Origin of the sequence: Paucibacter sp. B2R-40, assembly GCF_025717555.1 — a bacterium.
In the GTDB taxonomy this organism is placed as follows: Bacteria; Pseudomonadota; Gammaproteobacteria; order Burkholderiales; family Burkholderiaceae_C; genus Paucibacter_A.
Window position 1 is genome coordinate 160,618 of record NZ_JAJIRP010000011.1, and the last position, 16,870, is coordinate 177,487.

Sequence of the window (16,870 nt, forward strand, 5' to 3'; positions counted from 1 at the left end):
TCTCTGAGGGCGCCCCATAAAATGCTTTCTTGTGATGTCAGGTTCATCAGATCGCCACGCGCATGGCATCTCGCAAAGCCAATGCCAACCCTCTGACTGCCGCGTCGTCTAGCTTCACCTGGCTCATGCCTTTGTGCAGATAGGGCACGGGATTGGAGAGCTTTCGCACATTGGCCAAACGCCAGCCATACACCCACCCCTTGTCAAAGACCTCACGCAAACGAGTCGGCTCAACGGAATGTTCGGCAGAATGAAGGCTTAGCTCATGAAGACTCAAAGGGCCGATTGAATCGACAATGTCTGCCACTCCAACGATCTGACCCGAGCCCTTTCTGATCAAAGCCACCGGCCCCAACTGACGGTTATGCCGACCGCGCAATTCAAGTCTTTTGCGACCTTCCAAAATTCGCGCCAAGGCGTATTCATGAATCACTAGACCGCGCTGAGGCACTGCTGCGGACATGACTGTGGCTGGACAAGACTGCGTAAGCTGTCGATAGCTCGGCGGAGCAATCGTCGAAAGTGAAGCTGGCGGCCGCTTCGAAACCGCTCTTGCTGCCGGCAAAGAGTGTGAACGTGCGGGTGCCCGCCCTTCCTCGTACCGACCCTGGCGCTGGGGCTGCATATGGTGTGGTACCTGCGGCGCTCGCCCCTGCCCCTTGATATGGTGCCACTTCGACTCAAAAATTGGTAATGCGGCCAATCGCGCGAATAAGCCGCGCTTCTTTTTGACATAGCCAGCGTGCCACGGGGCCACAAAAGACTGACGATTCTTCCCTGCTCCTTGCGCCTGCGCGAGCTGGATTGCCTGCCACAGCGTCAGTTTTGACCTCGGGCCGAGGCTTTTGAATACCTCTCGCTCGTCCACCACCATGCGGTGAACCATCGTCCCGACTGGCAGGTCGTAGTGTTGATGAGCCTGCTCCTCGGTTCGCAAGCTGCCAACATCGAACCCATCCACCGAGGTGCAACTGCTGCATTTGAGTTCGATCGAATTCCCCTTTGACTTTGGCCAAGCAGCATGGATGAGCCAAACCAAGCTAAGCAGCGCAAGCCACCAAAGTGGCCAAGCCATGCTCATGCTTGCACCTCGGTTTGATTGAATACCTTGGCAGACTCAAAAAACGCCCAGGCCTGCCGGTAGTCGGACTCGCGGTTGGCGCGGGCGAAAGGGGCGGTGAAACTGCGCTCGACGGTGCGCGGGCCGCCGGGCCAGGTGTCGTCGATCAGCGTCATCGTGATGACGGTGCCGTCGGGGACTTTGGAGGTGCCGCAGCTCTCATTGGCAGAGGCGCCTGCAGCGGCCGGATAGGTCCAGAGATCGACCCAGCCGAAGCGGCCTTCGCGGCGGGTGCCGTCGGGCAAGGTTATGCGCACTGTTGGCGTCTTGGCGCCTCCCTTGCGCGGCAGGCCGACGCCCGAAATGCCAACATTCCGAGTGAAAATGATGCGTCCCTTGATGTCGTACCAAGTGTCCCGCTCGTTTTGCTGCATGACCGGAAACTGCACTCGGTAGATCAGCAGCAACTCTTCGAGCGTCAGGCCCAGCGCGTGGGCGACAAGTACGTCGATCTCGACCAGCGCCATTTGGCGCGCGTAGTCGCTGCGCAGAGCGCAATGTCGCGTCCAGTCGCTGGTGAGGTCTTGCCAGAAGTCTTGAGGCAGACGCGGGTTATCGGGCTGACTCCAACTTTGGTCACAGAAGGCGATCTCGTACAGCTGTTCCCACAGCGGGGCATAGTGGGAAGTGAGGCAGTTGAGCGCGATATAGCGGCTGCTTACAGAAGACACAGCAGGAAGCAAAGGCAACTTGTCCACCAAATCACCACGCAAATCACCTTTCCCCGTGCTCTTTATTAAAAAATCAAATGGGACTGACGCCAAGCTACTTGCGAAAGCAATCAACTGCTCCGGGCTCTCAAAAGTAATGGAAAAGCCACCATCAATGTGAGCAGCACCAGGAGGTATCAACGCTCCTGTGGCCGATCGCTCGTTATTGACGTTAACTCGTCGACGACTGATATATCTAAAATAATCTATTACCCGTCCTGCCTGAGTCTCTCCTCTTTCAACCCAGCTCACCCTTGGGGTTCGATTGCTGTATTCAGCACGGTCTTGCATGGGTCGAAAGTTGGTACGTGGTAGGTAATCGCTAGGGATAGTTTCAAGGTCGATTGAGTCGTATGCCAGTGGTGTATTGCAATTTTTTCGGGGCGTTTTGTAAAAGGGGTTGGCCACAAAGAAATGCGGGCCGGACAGCACCCAGTCGGTCGGCGTGGTGGGGAAGTCGGCGTCAGTGCTGGCGCGGCGGGTCAACGTGCCGTCTCGCTGCGAGTAGGTCTCGTCAAACATCACCGTCGAGCAGTAAGCATTGCCCAAATCCGCCAGCCGGGTCGGGTACGCCGCCAACTTGGCCAGCACATTTTTCATGGCCCCAGCGTGCAGGGCGGGCAGACGGGCACGGCGGGCTGGCGTGCCAGGCTCGTCGTAGAGCTGGGCAAAGGTCGCCAATGCGGCTTCGTCCAAGCGCACGATGCGGTCGCAGTGGCCAGCGGTGTTCCATTGCCCACTGTCATCTTTGATGCCATCAAGCAAATTTGAACCGTCATGTAAATAACAAGCATCCACCGTAGCAGGTACAAACAAATTCGAAATATTGTCAAAAGATGGATTGATCTCTTGCCCACCGTAGATGTTGATGGAGTACCGAATCCAAATCAGCACCTCTTGAAATAGCGACTTGACGTTCAGAAATTGAAAATGCCGCCGCAGTCGCGAATACATCGCCTCGCGCAAGTCCCCGCCCTTAGGGTCGTCATATGGTCCCTCCGGGTGCAGCAGCGCGGTCACGCCGCGCTCACTGGACATGCCCCAGGCCAGCGGCATGAAGCATTTGTACAGATTTGTTTGCGATCCTTTCAGCAGCGGGTAGTTCTGCACTGCATTCAAGAAATTCTGCGTGCCTTCGGCCTCCTGCAGCTCGGCCGTCCAGGCCTCTCGCAAACCAGGAAACTGAGCGAAGGCCTCGGCGCGCTTGCGCCCAAGCTCCGTTGCACTGAATTTGCGGATTGCAAACAGCGGGTTGAACTCACCGAGGATGCCGGACTCGTTCCACTCGACCTTCAACCAAGGCGGGTTGCCCAGCAGCAGATCGAAGCCGCCCTTGCTGGCAAAGACATCGGCAAACGCCAGCTCCCAATGCATGAAGCGGCGCTCGGCGGTCACCGCCTCGACCAGGCGCACGCGCGGGAAATGCTCGCGCAGGCGACTGATGCGCAATTGACCCAGGCGGTCATGCAAATTGGGCGGCTGGCCGGCGGCGGAGGTTAGGCCCGGTTGCACGGCGCCGAACATATCGCCCTGCGGCGCCGGCATGATCTCGACCGGCTCGGTCAGCCCATCCCAGTCCAGCTCGCCCTGCGGCTGCGGCTCCAGATCAACGACATTGCCTTCCAGAATGGCGCCCACTTCCATCCACCATTGCTCGCGGCTGGGTAAGTCGGCACTGCCGGTGATGGGCCAGAACCACAGCGCGCACCAATAGTCCATCACCAGTTTGAGGCGGCGGTAAGCGGTAGCGTGGTCGCCGTCGTCGTTCAGCAAGCCGCACTTGCGGGTGGCGTCTTTTTCGCTGCGGCTCAAGGCGCGGTGGGCTGCGGCGATGGTGGCGCTGCCCGCAGCGTCGGCATAGGGCCAGATGCTCAGGTCGTCTTCGGTGGCGGCACGGTCACGGGCCAGCGCCGCCGCATGCTCGGCCCAGAGCTTGTCGATGCAGGCGCTGAGCTGCTGCAGGCGGGCAATGTCGGTAGCGTCGAGCGGACGGATGAACTGCTTGCGCCAGGTTTTCAGGCGGGCAAAGTCCTCCGGGTACAGCTGCTTGGCGACCTTGTCGCTGTAGTCGGCCATGCCGGGGTCGGGCAGCAGGAAGTGATAAATACTGGCTTCGGGCCGGGCCTCGGCCTTGATATTGATCGCCCGCGGAGCCTGCTCATGCCAAAAGGGCTTGTTGCGGGTGGTGAGCAGATGCGGCGCATAGACCTGGCGACGCGCGCCGATCAGGCTGTTGCCATTGAACAGCTGATAGCCGAACCAGGGCACGCGGGCGGCTTTGGGCGGCAAGGGCTGGCCGTCTTTGTCGGTCGTTGGTTCACCGTAGATTGCGTTCAGCCACAGCGAGACCTCGGCCAACTCAACGGCGATGGGGTTCAAGTCAACGCCGTAGACATTGCGGTCGGCGATGTACATACGGACTTTTTGCAACTCCTGCGGATAGTCCTCATGCGGCACGCGCTGGCCGGTTTCGGCCTGCTTGCGCTCCAGGTAGGCTTCGGAGAGCTGGTTGACGGCCTCGTTGATAAAGGCCGCGCTGCCCATCGCAGGTTCGCAGACGGTCAGCGTCAGGATTTGGTCGGCCGTCTTGCCTTGCAGCAACTCTTTGAGCGCGTACTTGACCAGGCAACGGGTCAGCACCTGCGGGGTGTAATAGCTGGCGCTCTTTTGGCGGTCGCGGCCGGCGAGTCGGTAAATGAACTTGCCGCGCGGGTATTGGCGCAGGCGGCGGTGGCCGGCGTCATCGACCTCATGCACGCGCTCTTGCGGCAGGTAGTCGGCGAGGCGGCTGGCGGGCACGAACCAGGCGCTGTCGAGCATGTCGGTGCCAGCGCCGCCGGCCTTGCCGGCAGCGGCGTCGTCGCTGCCGACGTCGTCTGCGTCGCCGTCTTCATCATCTTCGTCACCGGCAGCTGCCTTGGCCTTGCCGGCGGCGGGCTGGACCTCGAACAGGTCTTCGGCGGCAAAGAAGCCACGGTAGCTGAGCAAGGCCTCATACACGGCGCCAAGCTGGTTGATCGACAGCAACTGGTAGCTGACCCGGCCCTTGCGACGGTTTTTGCCGGTGCCGCCGCGCGATTCGCTCATCAGGCGGATGACGCTTTGCCAGACATGGTTGGGGAAGCGCACCTTGGCCAATAGAGGCGTGGCGCTGTCGTCAAACAGGCGGCTGTCCAAGGGCGAGAGCACGAACACATCTTTGGAGCCTGTGACGGCGCTGAGTGCCTGCTGGCCATCTGCCGCACCGAGGCCACAGCCTTGCGCGACCAAACTGAACAAGCGCCGCAAGCTGGCGTCAAAGTAAAAGCCCTCGCGGGCATGCGGGGTGTTGAGCGGCTGGCGCTCGAGGTCGCGCAGCGCCTCCAGGCTGTAGCCCTTCAGATAGACCTCGCTCTTGGCGATGGGCACATAGCCCAGCTCGGGGCGTGCCTCGATGTAGAACATGAAGAGCAGGCGGTAGACTAGGCGCAGGCATTCGAGGCTGAGATCGCCGGCGTCGAGCTGGTCTTTGCCGGTGAAGAAGCCCTTCTTCGCCTCAATGGCCTGGGCGCGCAGTTGGCGGGCGGCCTCGTCGCCGAGCAGCTCGATCGCTCCGCGCAGGGCGTATTTGAGGTCTTCGCTGACGCCAAAGGCATGCTTGTGGGCGTTTTCGTCCAGCGCTTCGAGCAGGCTGGCGCCACTGCCCGGAGCCAGGCAGTCGCGGTGCAAGAGCGCTGCGGCGGCTTGCAGCGTGGCGCCATCCTTGCGGTCAAGAATTTCGGCCCAGTCGAAGCGCAGGGCGCGGTTATTGGGCCATTTGTAGCGATCCAGCAGCAACCATTCATTGCAGCCGGCCAGAATCACATAACGCGGTGGCGCATCGGCACCGAAGATGGCGTCGCCCACCAGGCCGGCCCAGGTCTCTTTGGCCAAGTCGGGCGGGACCGGCAGGCCGTTGTAATGCAGCGAGGTGAGGCCGTGGTCGAGTAGCTCTTCGTCCTCGGCAAAGGGCTGGTAGGCGGGCACGATGGCGAGCTGCAGCGGCAGGCCGGCCGAGGCGGCGAGGCTGGCCTGGGCGTTCACACCACCGGCGGCAATCAACTGCCAGACGGGAATGGGCGAGCCGGGCACCAGTTCGCACAAGGAGACCAGGCCGGTGCCCTGCGCGGATTGGGGCACTGCGTAACCCAAGGCTTGCAGCAAGCAGGACTGCGCCTCGCTGAAGAGCGCCCATTTTTCTTTAGCATCACGACTGCGACCAAGCTGGCCACGCAGGCCGAACCATCGCTGCGCGCAAGCCGCCAACGCCCGAGGTGGGGCGCGCCGGGAGGTGTCGGCCTGGGGCTCGATGCCATCGGCCGCCGGAGGGGCTTCGGCAGCGGCGGCATCCCAGGCCTCAAGGCGCGACTTGATGTCACCCTTGAATACCTCGGCCAAGTAATGGTGGCTGTAAAACTCGTTTTCGTTGGTGATGCCAACAAAGGTCTGGACGGCGTCAAGCACGGACATGGTGGGGCCTGCTTTGGGGTAACGAGGAAAACATGGGGAGCGAGTTCAACCCTTGACCGAGGCAAAGCCTTCGGTCGACGTTGACTCGGCAGTGGCGGCAGCCGGGTGGCACAGCGCCGCGACGACCTGAATCCAGGCCTGCGGCTCAGTGGTTAGGGTGTCTTGCACCCATTGGCGGTAGTCGTCGAAGACGCGGTGAATCTGCTGGGTACGCCGCTCGAAACGGCCGCGTTTGACCGTCTCCAACTGATTCTCGAGCTTCAGCTCCAGTTGATTGATCTGGCGGCCCTGCAAGCGTTCCAGGTCGGCCAAGGTCCCCTCCAAGCGCTGCGCCAAACCCGTGGCGAAGACAGCCTGCTTGGCCTGCATGAAGGCGGACATGGCCGCAACGGCCTGCGGCAAACCGGCTTGCAGCTCGGCCAAAGGCGGCGCTTGACTGCTGCTGCGGTTGGGCAGCGAGGCGGCGCGCAGACCGGTGCGCAGAGCGAAGCCATCGAAGGACTCCAGACTGAACGCAGCGCCGGCGTCCGGGCGGCAGGCCACTTGCCATTCGACCAACAGGGGCTGACCTTTGCGATTGGGCACCAAGCTCATCAGGACGAAGGCCTGAGTGCCGGGCGGCAACTGCGCCACTTGCAAAACCGGCGCGCGGTGCCGGCCAAAGGTGGTGAGCACACGGTCAGCGAGCCATTCCATGATGGGGTGCTGCGGCCAGAGATAGTGCAGCGTCGGCCAGGTGTCGTCTTCCGCGCGGGCTTGGCGCGCCGTTTCCATCGCCTCCATCATGCGCGCGGGGCTGGCGCAGAGGGTGTAGTGGTCGGCCTTGGCCTGCGCCTCGCTGGGCAGCTGGCGCAAGCGATCCTTCAGATCGAGCGGCGCGGTGATGGCGATGGTCGACTCGGCGTCATTGCCCTGCCAGCTGGCGAAGACGCCGTTGCCTTCAAGTTGCTGCTGCGCGGAGAGCAGGGTCAAGGCCGTCTTAGCCCATTGGTAGTCACTCGCGAACAACGAATGGCCGGGTGCAATGGCCTCCAAGCTGCTGGCCGGCTCCCGCAGGTATTTGGCGGACGGCTCGGCAATGTGGTCGGCAGAATCAGCTGCTGGCGCCGAGCCATCGATCACGTCAAGGCTCAGGTCGGCAGCGGCTCCATGATTGGCGCCAAACAGATCCATCAGCCAATCGCCCTCATTCTCATCGGCGGCGGCCAGGGTAGCGTCGAGTTTGGCCTCAACTTGCTCAGGCGCCATGCCATCGACCATGAAGCCGGCGACCTTGTCGGCCTCCTTGCCGGGGTCATAGACATTCAGGAAGGCTGACGGATCCCCCAGGTTTTTGTAGGCCTGGTCGTCTTTGTTCTGCAAGATTTCGAGAATGCGCAGGTCGCCGCGGATCCCCTCCACCGCTGACTCGGTAAACAGGTAGACGATCTGCGGTGGCTTCTTCTGACCATAGCGATCAACCCGGCCATTGCGCTGTTGGAAGACCATCAGGGACCAGGGCAGGTCGAAGTGGACCAGTCGATGGCAGAAGTAGTGCAGATTCAGGCCTTCGGATGCGACGTCCGAGCAAAGCAGGATGCGCAAGGGATTGTCCAAGCGACCGAAGGCCTCGACCAGGTCTTGCTGTTCCTTGTCGGTCATCTGGCCATGCAGCACCTCGATTTGCTTAGGCTTGAGCTTCAAATCGACGGTCAGCTGGGCATGCAACCAACGCAGCGTTTCGATGCGCTCAGAGAACACCACCAGCCGGTCGGCCGCGGCATCGGGCTGCCAGGCAAAGCCGGGCGAACGCAGTTCAGCCAGGAAGCGCTGGTATTTTGAAAAAGTGCCGGGCGTGATGGCGCGCAGCGCCAGGGCCAGTTCTGTCAGGCCCTCGATTTCAACCCGTTCATCGGGTGTGACATCGGGCTTGGCACGCAGCAAAGCGATGCGTTTGTCGGTCGACTCAGCAGCAGCGGCTGGGCTGGAGAACAGACCTTTTTGCATGCCCACGCGCTGCAATTGCTGGGCCTTGCCGGCATTGTGTTTGCCACTTTGCGTGAAACGAACATCCAGCAAGGCGCGGTAAGCGGCCTCCTCTGCGGGCGTGGCGGCTTGACGCAAGCAATGGGTGCTGCGCTCCTGAAACTCGGCGCTGACCTGGTCGCGAATGTCCTTCTTGAAGCGCCGCACGACCAGACCTTTGTGGCGAAAGTCTTCGGGCGTGTAGTCATCGGGATCGGAAATGGCTGTCGGATCGAGCAGGCTCATCAGGGAAGCAAAGCTGCGCGCCGAACCGTCGTGCGGCGTGGCCGAAAGCAAGATCATCGTGTCTGACCGGGTGGCCAGCAGCCGGGCCAAGCGAGCTCGCCGCGAGACCCCCTGCTCGCCGGCACGCGCGGCGACGTTATGGCATTCGTCGATGACGATGATGTCCCACCAGGCGTTCTCGAGGTAATTGCGGTACTCGAGATTGCTCTTGAGGGTGTCAATCGAAATGATGCTGCGGTCGAAATGGTTGAAGGGGTTGTGATTGGCCGGGATGCGATTACGCACCCGCGCCAGGCCAACGGAGTCAAGCCGCACCAGCGGAATCGAGAACCGGCACCACCACTCCTTCTGGAACTGGGTCAGCATGCTCTTTTGGGTGACCACCAGGATGCGCTTACCGCGACCACGCTGCATCAACTCGGTAGCAAGGATGCCGGCCTCAAGCGTTTTACCCAGGCCCACCGAATCCGCGATCAGGATGCGCGCACGCGGCTGCTTGAGCGCCTGCAAGGCAGGGTCGAGCTGGTAGGGCACCAAATTCATCGCCCCCCGGTGACCCAACTGGATACTGGCGTCGTTGGCCACGCTGCGCCGGCGCTGGCTTTCAATTGCAAGCAAGGCGGCCGAGTATTGCGGGCTGGTGTCAGCGACCAGCACGGTCGTGGCCGGGTCCAGCACCTCGATGGGCCCTTCCAGCTCGGTCAGGAACAGCGCGGACTGGTTGCGGACCAATTCGGAAATGCCGTCGCATGTCAGCAGATGGCCACCATCGGAAGAAGGGTCGACACGGCGAACAAGCCATTCTTCGTCGCGAATGACGACACGGGATCCAGGAGCGGGGGTTTGCATGGGGCTGTTCAACGGTGGATTTCAGGCGGGCAAAAAATAGGTTGTAGGCATCGGCTAAGACTTTGGGTTGATATCCCCAATCAAGCTTTAGACCCGATATGTCGCCTCAAGCCGGCGCCGAGCAGGCGCTGATTGATGCTGTCGAAGCGTGTCATTGCCCGGCCTATGCGAATGGCGCGCAGTATTCATGTTCAAGTAGGTTCTACGTCTTTGTCTGGGTTGGTAAAAGCCTTGCTTGCACCTTGCTATCGGCCACCATCTGAATGAAAAGTGATCTGCAGTGGCGCTGGGCGTAATTGGAGACGGGTCGTTTCATTTGGTGGTTGGAGTTTGGGTTCTTTGGCGACTGAATTTAAACGGCAACTAGCTCAAAGCGTGCGCTAGTCAAAGAAATTTCTCTGACTAGCGCCGCTTCCGCAAATTCGGACAGAACCAGCTCTAAATGCATAGAGGCGCGAGTCAAGCCGACAAACAACAGGTTTCGCTGAGCGGAGCCGAGTTCATCAAACTGAACCTCGGTGAGCACCACAGCTTGGGCCGACTGACCTTTGAAGCGGCGCAGCGTCTCGATTCGCAGCAGGCCCTCGGTCCAGTTCGGTCGGCCTTGTTCGTCGTAGCTACCGTCAAAGTGGCTCAAGGACCATGGACCCAACTTGGCTTCACCCATTAGTTGAGATTTCTCTCTGCCACGCCAGCACAGAACAGCGATGTCAGGCAAGGCAAAGCCTTTATCTATACAGCGTTGAATTGCAAAGATGGTGGCCCGCTCCAAGCCCTCTTCTTCGGGGCGGTAGCTATGCAGGCCAGGTTGTTCGCCCTCAAAGGGGCTGCAGGCCTGAATTAGCTCTGGCGTCAGCCGTAGCATATTGATCGTGCCAACCAGTCGGCGAGGACTGCGGTAATTCTCATTCGAACGAACCACCACTGCGTCAGGAAATTCAAGCTCCTCTCGATCTGGATAGAGGCTTTGCGAAGGATCGTCCAACAAGTAGACGCGCGCATCAACACGAAGCCGTGAAATCAGAGCCTGCACCCAATCGGCCTGCATATCCTGCAGTTCATCCAACACCAGTAGGTCGAGGTCCGGAGCAACTTTTTCGCTCATCTCCAAGTAGCGTTGCCCGAGCGCTTCGTAATCCTGTTTCGGCCCAACGGGCCGACCAGCGGCCTCCCAGCAAAGTTGATGAAATGTGTGCACCTTAGCGGCCTGGGGCGCTATGTCGCGAACATGGTCGGCCAAGGGCCGGTTGAAGCACACGTAGGCGGCCTGCTTGTCGGCCAAGCTCGCGTCGCGCAGCAAGCGCAGGGCAAGTTGCGTCTTGCCAGAGCCCGCGGTTGCACGAACGCGAATCACGCCCGATGGCGCTTCAATACGCGGCACCCAATCAGCAAGGCCGCCAGAAATTTTGGTGACCCGCGCTTGCAGGCTTCCGGCCAGGGCGGACACATCGGGCTCCAGCGCCAGCCTGTTTTCAAAGAAAGCGCATACGCGCTCCCTCAGCGGGTCGGCGAGGCCGGCGCCCAATGTGCGCTGAACATAGCCCGGCAGGTCCACACAGTCCGAGGCGTCGGCTATGCGCTCACGTGGAAAGGCAATGCTGCTGTGCTCCCCGGCCGTCATATCGGGCAGTACAAGGAAATGCATCAGCCTTGCGCCCAAACCGGCCGAACGCAATCGGTGCATCACGGCATCGAACTGCGTCGCGACTTGCCGCGCCACATCTTTGTTCTCCACCCCGTAGCGTTTAAAGACGCCCTGCTCGGTCAGACTGACGGCCCCGGCCTTGACTTCGAGTAGCGCGACATCGCCGGCGCTATTGACGACGACGATGTCGAGTTCGCCATGTTTGTCATGATTGGGGTGAACAGTGGCCCAGTCGACGCTGTGAAAGAGCTCATAGGCGGACGGAAGACCATCGGCAAGCGACTTCAAAATCGCAAGCTCGGCATAGTCTCCAGCCGTAATAGGCCGGATGGTCGACAGCGGGGGGTGAACTCTGGCCACGTTGTAGTTCTTCTAGTGAACCTCGCCAGGCCAGATCCGGGAACCCCTTTCCTCTAGGGGCACTCGCCAAACCGTGAATAAAGCTCATGCCCCTCGTTGGAGGCTACGTAACCATTCGCGTGATAGGGATTTTGCATCAGTTTTGTGACGCGAGCCCCCATGGAAGTACCAAGGGTTGGTGGGCCTGAAGGTCGATTCTGAATTGAATGACTATGGCGCGCGCTACGTTGCCTTATCCACAACCTATTGATGCCGAGCGAGTTGAACCCTGTTGCCGGCGATAGCCAGCAATGCTGCTGCGCCGGCAAGACGGCTGGGCGCCGGTCTACGAAGCACTCAACCTCGACTGGATTGATAGGGGTTGCGGTGCGGATACCGAATTTCGGTTGCCCCAAAAAGAGATCGTGCGCAGGCTCAAAGAGCGGGCAAGGGAAGATTTCTTCTGACAGCGCAAGAGATTTATGCTGCTGCCTTGTTCGCTAACTCTGAATCGCCCTGGCAGCCGGAAAGCAGCTGCCTGGGCCTCTTCATTACTCAGTTCACTCACCAGTCACGCTCAGGCAGCAACCAGTCCTTCAGCGAAACACCCTCCAAAACGAGAGTCCAGTAACCCAGCAAAAAGTGCTCCGCAAAGTGCCGCCGTGTGAAGCGCAGAAGGTGCCGGGTTTCTTGTCTGCCCAAGCCGCTGCGCATCAAGTCATCGAACAACTGCCGAGCGTCATCGATGGCCTGCGCCCAAACCAAGGGCATGGCCGGCGCGTCGGTGAGCACGATTTCGAGCAAGGGCAGAGGCTGTGGGTAGTTGATCTGGACTAGTGCCGCGCGTACCCGAAACAGTGTCGGCACCGAGTCATCTTGCTCAATCATGGGCAGCAGTTCTGCACCCCAGCGCAGGGCGCGCATGCGTTCATGTGGCACGGTCATTTTTGCGCCTCCTGGGAAGGCAAAAGAAGACAGCGTTTGGGAAAGACTTGGTTCATGTGGATTTCTCGTTAGGGATTGATTTTCTTGAAGCAGAGGCAAGTTCAGCGCCCCGTACTTGCAATTCGATCAAACAGGCCTTGATCAAAAAGCTCACTTCGGCGCCTTGCGGCATCCGCTCAATTAGCCGGTAAGGCGCCAGCGTCAACTTCAGACCGTCACCCTCGTAGTCCAGCAAACGAAGCAGCGAACCTCTGGTGCCCTGACCTGCCCGAAATCCCTCGCTGTCACCGACTTGCCAGCCATAGAGCTCGGTGTCGAAGAGCCGGTGGCGCAAGTCGTTTGCATCCGCACCGGACCAATGCCTGAAGGCATGGAAGATGAGCTGAGACTCGCGGTTATCGCCTGACCAGACTTCAACTGCAAGGTGGCGGGCGATCCGGCGCCAGAGGTCTTCGATCGCCCACCAGGCGTCCATCGGAGTGATGTCGATCTGCCGGAATTGCCCGGCGAAGACTGGCGCCTCGGGCCAAGCACGAGCCGCAAGAACCTGTCTCGACGGGCAACTGATGCGCCTGTGTCTGCGCTCGCCATTGAGGCGCCCGAGGGCGCGGCTTGAAGGTCGATGGAACGCCAGATTCGCTGGCGCGATTTGCGATGAAAGTGTTTGCATGCTGCCCCTCATTGGTGAACGTTGGTGAACGCGCCGCGCGCCAGAATCCGGAAGAACGTGCCGGCGTCGATGCGGTCCCAGCGGTAAAGCCAGTTGATCGCCGCCACCGCCAAGTCATGCCGGTTTGCCAGCAGCCAGGCACTGTCCTCATTCAGGTCGTCGGCCACGCAGCGGGTCAGCGGGCTGATGGCCACCGAGGCGCCGATTTCGTCTTCGAGAATCCAGTTCAGGATTTCGACCTGATCGGCCACGGTCAGGTCGCGACTGTCCGAGCGCACGACGAAGAGCCAAGGGCTGCCACCGAAGTACAGGTCGGCCTGCGCAAGGAAGTCATCGAAGCGGCCAACGAACTGGCGCACAGCTGCTGCGTCGGCTCCCCGGGTAGGTGTGATGCGGACCGCAAAGCGAAGCAGGGACTGAACGGCTTGCGTTTGCATTGGCAATGGCAACTTACTCATGAGCGTCCTCCTTGATGCGAGTCCGCAGGGTTTGCCAGCGAGACAGGGTCTGCAACAGGACGCCTTCAATCACCCGACGCAACAAGGCTTGGCCACTGCACTTGTGGCGGTGCTCTTCACTGCCCTTGTCCGCTTTGTCCGCCTCGCGCGCCTTTCCCGCCTTGTCATCCTCACCCTCGACCAGGTCGGTCATGGAAGACTCAAGCAGTTGCTCATGCAGGCCTGGGTTGAAGTCACCAAAAATTAGCACCCGAAGCTCCATGGGTGAGAAAACTCTGGCGCGAATGTCTGAGTCCTGATCCAACAGCCAATTGATCACTTCGTGTCGGGCCAGCCGAGAGCCCTGCCCTTCCAGCGGAATGACGGCACAGATGCCGCTGCTGTGGCCCATCAAGTAGCCTGCGCTCACCAAATGTCGCCGCATACGGCAGAAGAAGCGACGCCGTTCGCCGCGCGATGGGGCGCCGTTCAGACGGACAAGAAAAACCAAGGCGTTGCGCGCTTGGAGGTAATTCAGCACGATTTGCAGTGCGGGGATATCGGTCATGGGAATTCCTTTTGAATTGCTATCGCTGACCGTTAGCAAGAAACGCGGGGCGGAGTTCAGCCCTGCCCTGGCCAACGGGGCATTGACGGTCTTTGCTGGCGCTAAGGCTTCGATGCAGCCGGGCCAACAAACGGTGTAATGGGATCAATCAAATCAATGCGGCCCGGCACGCACCGGAGGGCGCAAGCGCAGTCGTGGGCGCAGGCTCGACGCTTTAGCGCTCATGGCGTGGCCCCCTCTCCCTCGCCACCCTTTAGCAACAAAGTACCCAAGGCATGGCGCCGCTGCAGCAGGGCGCCGATCAAGGCTTGGCGCACGGCATTGCGACAGGCCCCAGCGAGCTCCGGTTCAAGCGGTTTGTCGTCGGCCGCGTCATGGACGGGAAAATCGGTGAGGTAGTCGTGCAGTGGCCTGGGCACATGCACGTGAACTGTGCTGAGTTCTTGTTGGTCGATCAGCCAGTTCAGCGTCGCATGGCGGGCTGCCGCGCTTTGGGCTGGGGCACTCGCCACCAGACACAGGCCGCACCGGCTGCCGCTCCAGCAACCCTTGGCGCGCAAGGCTCGGCGCATCTGGCCGAAGAACCGGCGCCGCTGGGCTTTGCTCAGCTGCGGGCGCATCTCCACCGCGACCAAGAAGGCGTGGAGGTCCGTCGGAACAGTAATTGGGGTCCATGTCATGCCGCTGTCCTTTGTGTTTTTGGGCGTGGCTCCGCCCTGCCCTGCTTGCGGGCATTTCTCAGATTTATCGGGATTTACTGCGGGGCTTGCTCAGCGGTTGAGCTGCAAGCCCGGTGACTTGGTCGGCGGCACGGCGCTGGCTGAGCCTGGTGATGTCTTTGGCTGCGGAGGGCTGCTGGGTGCCGCCGGCTCACTTGCCACTGCCCCGGTCGCAAAGCGCGAAGCCAGCAAGCGCTCTATCGCCGAGCCGTCCTGCCGGGTCAGGTTGGGCACGTAACGGCTGTAGACCCGAAACAGCATCTCGGTGCTGCTATGGCCCAGCTGGCGCGCGATCCACTCAGGCGCTTCGCCGGAAGCCAGCCACAGGGTGGCGGCGGTATGGCGCATTTGGTACGGCCTTCGCAACTCAAGCCCCAGATTGCGCAGCAAGGGGTACCAAATCCGGTCCGTGAAGTTCTTGTTGTCCAGCGGCTTGCCTTCACGGTTGCAAAACACGTACTCGGACAATTTGAAGGTGGCCGCATGCATGCGCTGCAAGGCGTCGACCACGGGCTGGCTCATCTGGATCTCGCGCTGCGAGCCATCGGTCTTGGTGTATTCATCCTCACCGAGGACAAAGGTCTCGCGGATCAGAATCAAGCGATTGGCGAAGTCCACATACTTCCACTTGAGGCCATGGGCCTCACCGGTGCGCATGCCGGTGAAGAACCGGATCAAGAAGTAGTCATGGAAATCAGGCCGCGCCTTGCTCAAGATCGCCTGGACTTGATCGAGCGTGAACGGATTGACGTCTGTCTTGCGGATGCGCAGAGGCTTGTAGTTCTGCATCGGAGAGGGAAAGCCAAAACGATCCGCCGCCTCCTCCATGATCTGGCGCAGCGGCTGCAAAATGCCGTTGATACGCTTGTTGGACAAGACGGACTTGTCGCCCTTGCCAGGCATTGACGCCAGATGATTACGGAATGCCAGGATGTCAGCCTTGCTGATAGACCCCACCGGTTTAGCGGCGAAGTACTTGATGACGTGACCGTCCAGCGTCGACCTCAACACCGCAATGTGTGACCGACGCCATTCAACCTTGTGCTCGGTGAACCATTGATCGGCGAAGGTGCTGAAGGCGGGAGTGGTCGCAATCACAACCGGTACAGGCGATTGGTTGCCGTCTGTTGCGGATCCTGTCGCAACGTCTTGCGCTCCGCCCACGAATCGACAGACCATCGGACTTCCTGGGAAAAAATCTCCGTAGTTGAAGGTTCCCGCCCCCAGTGCTTCTTTTAGCTTCGCCAAAACCGGGTTAAGCCTGCGTCGGTTGGCGGGGGTGTCGTCTAAAAGGGATTGCTCCCTGCATCGCACCCCTTTATGCGTAAAGTCAAAAAGCAATTTCCCGGACTCTTTGCGAACAACAATCTTAGCCATGGAGATTGCTCCCATTGGCCATAGGAATGCCGAAGGTAGAAGCGGCGACGCCTTGTTTCATATCCCGTTCGATGGTTTCCCACAAGTACAGAATTTTTCGTCCGCCAAAGGGCCTGACATAGTGAACGCCCTCAAGCAGGACACTGTCCTTGAGCCGCTCACGAATCGTTCTCTGGTCGTACTTGATACGTGCCGACAGTTCGTCGGTTGTCAGGTACGTCGTCACTGCCGGGGATGTGCTAGTCTGCATCACTTGATTACTCCGCTAATCAAACGCTATCCACACGTAGCGTCTGATGCTCATAATAATCGCAATCTGATTATTGAAAAGAGCGTTTGATGCTTTTGTTTATCAAATGTTGTTTTTAGGTGTCACGTGATTCGCTTCAAGCTAGCTGAACAGATTGAGAAAAAGCAGTTTTCCGTGGGTCGTCGTGTGACGATTCAAGAGGTGGCTGCTGAAGCTCAGATCAACCGCATGACCCTTTCGAAGATCCTCAATCAGCGTGGATATGCAACAGGTACAGACACGATCGACAAGTTGTGTGCCTACTTTGGCTGCAAAGTCGAAGACTTGGTTGTATATGTCGAAGACAGCATCAGCTGAATCAACCAACGACGGACCGGGAAACGCCGGGGGTCGCCAACAGTTCTTTGGTTAGAACGGCTTAGGCTAATAGCAGTTGTTCTTCAGCTACTGCTTTGTGACTCCGAAGTTGGCGAACGCAGGCTGGAAGAGTGCGACGCCCCTAC

Annotated in this window: 13 protein-coding genes; 2 read left to right on the forward strand and 11 right to left on the reverse strand. The window is 60.0% G+C overall.

Annotation, left to right across the window (positions count from 1 at the left end; genetic code table 11):
* Window positions 1–46 precede the first annotated feature (46 nt).
* The 4 genes from LNV09_RS20660 to LNV09_RS20675 all read right to left on the reverse strand — a co-directional run bounded on the left by LNV09_RS20660 (window position 47) and on the right by LNV09_RS20675 (window position 11,422).
* Window positions 47–1,081 carry an ASCH domain-containing protein gene (locus LNV09_RS20660; protein WP_263558966.1) on the reverse strand — a complete coding sequence of 345 codons (1,035 nt, stop codon included), beginning with the start codon at window positions 1,079–1,081 and terminating at the stop codon, window positions 47–49.
* The gene (locus LNV09_RS20665; RefSeq protein WP_263558967.1) at window positions 1,078–6,318 is read right to left on the reverse strand and encodes a DNA methyltransferase family protein; all 5,241 of its coding nucleotides are present in this window, start codon (window positions 6,316–6,318) and stop codon (window positions 1,078–1,080) included. The genes LNV09_RS20660 and LNV09_RS20665 overlap by 4 nt, the downstream gene beginning before the upstream one ends.
* A gap of 45 nt (window positions 6,319–6,363) precedes the next feature.
* Window positions 6,364–9,417: a DEAD/DEAH box helicase gene (locus LNV09_RS20670; RefSeq protein WP_263558968.1), complete on the reverse strand. Its 3,054-nt coding sequence runs from the start codon at window positions 9,415–9,417 to the stop codon at window positions 6,364–6,366.
* Window positions 9,418–9,769: 352 nt separating this feature from the next.
* Window positions 9,770–11,422, reverse strand: coding sequence for an ATP-binding domain-containing protein (locus tag LNV09_RS20675; protein ID WP_263558969.1), 1,653 nt, complete (start codon window positions 11,420–11,422; stop codon window positions 9,770–9,772).
* Window positions 11,423–11,712: 290 nt separating this feature from the next.
* Between LNV09_RS20675 and LNV09_RS20680 the strand changes: the two genes are divergently transcribed.
* Entirely contained in the window at window positions 11,713–11,868 is a 156-nt protein-coding gene (locus tag LNV09_RS20680) for a hypothetical protein (RefSeq protein WP_263558970.1), read from the forward strand.
* Window positions 11,869–11,965: 97 nt separating this feature from the next.
* Here LNV09_RS20680 and LNV09_RS20685 read toward each other — a convergent pair whose 3' ends face one another.
* From LNV09_RS20685 to LNV09_RS20715, 7 genes are all read right to left on the reverse strand, one after another.
* Entirely contained in the window at window positions 11,966–12,346 is a 381-nt protein-coding gene (locus LNV09_RS20685) for a BPSL0761 family protein (RefSeq protein ID WP_263558971.1), read from the reverse strand.
* 52 nt (window positions 12,347–12,398) lie between these two features.
* Entirely contained in the window at window positions 12,399–13,016 is a 618-nt protein-coding gene (locus tag LNV09_RS20690; RefSeq protein ID WP_263558972.1) for a hypothetical protein, read from the reverse strand.
* A gap of 8 nt (window positions 13,017–13,024) precedes the next feature.
* Window positions 13,025–13,474 (reverse strand): hypothetical protein, encoded by a 450-nt coding sequence (locus LNV09_RS20695; protein ID WP_263558973.1) that lies wholly within the window; start codon window positions 13,472–13,474, stop codon window positions 13,025–13,027.
* Window positions 13,467–14,021 (reverse strand): hypothetical protein, encoded by a 555-nt coding sequence (locus tag LNV09_RS20700; protein ID WP_263558974.1) that lies wholly within the window; start codon window positions 14,019–14,021, stop codon window positions 13,467–13,469. The genes LNV09_RS20695 and LNV09_RS20700 overlap by 8 nt, the downstream gene beginning before the upstream one ends.
* Window positions 14,022–14,242: 221 nt before the next feature.
* Window positions 14,243–14,701 (reverse strand): hypothetical protein, encoded by a 459-nt coding sequence (locus LNV09_RS20705; protein ID WP_263558975.1) that lies wholly within the window; start codon window positions 14,699–14,701, stop codon window positions 14,243–14,245.
* 90 nt (window positions 14,702–14,791) lie between these two features.
* Complete coding sequence (locus LNV09_RS20710) at window positions 14,792–16,117, reverse strand: tyrosine-type recombinase/integrase (RefSeq protein ID WP_263558976.1); 1,326 nt, start codon at window positions 16,115–16,117, stop codon at window positions 14,792–14,794.
* A complete protein-coding gene (locus LNV09_RS20715) occupies window positions 16,110–16,367 on the reverse strand; it encodes a hypothetical protein (protein ID WP_263558977.1) in 258 nt (85 codons plus the stop codon). The genes LNV09_RS20710 and LNV09_RS20715 overlap by 8 nt, the downstream gene beginning before the upstream one ends.
* A 126-nt stretch (window positions 16,368–16,493) precedes the next feature.
* Between LNV09_RS20715 and LNV09_RS20720 the strand changes: the two genes are divergently transcribed.
* A complete protein-coding gene (locus tag LNV09_RS20720) occupies window positions 16,494–16,724 on the forward strand; it encodes a helix-turn-helix domain-containing protein (RefSeq protein WP_263558978.1) in 231 nt (76 codons plus the stop codon).
* Window positions 16,725–16,870 lie beyond the last annotated feature (146 nt).

What these genes read in the sequence shown, in the direction of transcription:
- LNV09_RS20660 (WP_263558966.1), bottom strand. Translation starts at nt 1,081, where the DNA reads ATGAGCATGGCTTGGCCACTTTGGTGGCTTGCGCTGCTTAGCTTGGTT.
- LNV09_RS20665 (WP_263558967.1), bottom strand. Translation starts at nt 6,318, where the DNA reads ATGTCCGTGCTTGACGCCGTCCAGACCTTTGTTGGCATCACCAACGAA.
- LNV09_RS20670 (WP_263558968.1), bottom strand. Translation starts at nt 9,417, where the DNA reads ATGCAAACCCCCGCTCCTGGATCCCGTGTCGTCATTCGCGACGAAGAA.
- LNV09_RS20680 (WP_263558970.1), top strand. Translation starts at nt 11,713, where the DNA reads ATGCTGCTGCGCCGGCAAGACGGCTGGGCGCCGGTCTACGAAGCACTC.
- LNV09_RS20685 (WP_263558971.1), bottom strand. Translation starts at nt 12,346, where the DNA reads ATGACCGTGCCACATGAACGCATGCGCGCCCTGCGCTGGGGTGCAGAA.
- LNV09_RS20690 (WP_263558972.1), bottom strand. Translation starts at nt 13,016, where the DNA reads ATGCAAACACTTTCATCGCAAATCGCGCCAGCGAATCTGGCGTTCCAT.
- LNV09_RS20695 (WP_263558973.1), bottom strand. Translation starts at nt 13,474, where the DNA reads ATGAGTAAGTTGCCATTGCCAATGCAAACGCAAGCCGTTCAGTCCCTG.
- LNV09_RS20700 (WP_263558974.1), bottom strand. Translation starts at nt 14,021, where the DNA reads ATGACCGATATCCCCGCACTGCAAATCGTGCTGAATTACCTCCAAGCG.
- LNV09_RS20705 (WP_263558975.1), bottom strand. Translation starts at nt 14,701, where the DNA reads ATGACATGGACCCCAATTACTGTTCCGACGGACCTCCACGCCTTCTTG.
- LNV09_RS20710 (WP_263558976.1), bottom strand. Translation starts at nt 16,117, where the DNA reads ATGGCTAAGATTGTTGTTCGCAAAGAGTCCGGGAAATTGCTTTTTGAC.
- LNV09_RS20715 (WP_263558977.1), bottom strand. Translation starts at nt 16,367, where the DNA reads ATGCAGACTAGCACATCCCCGGCAGTGACGACGTACCTGACAACCGAC.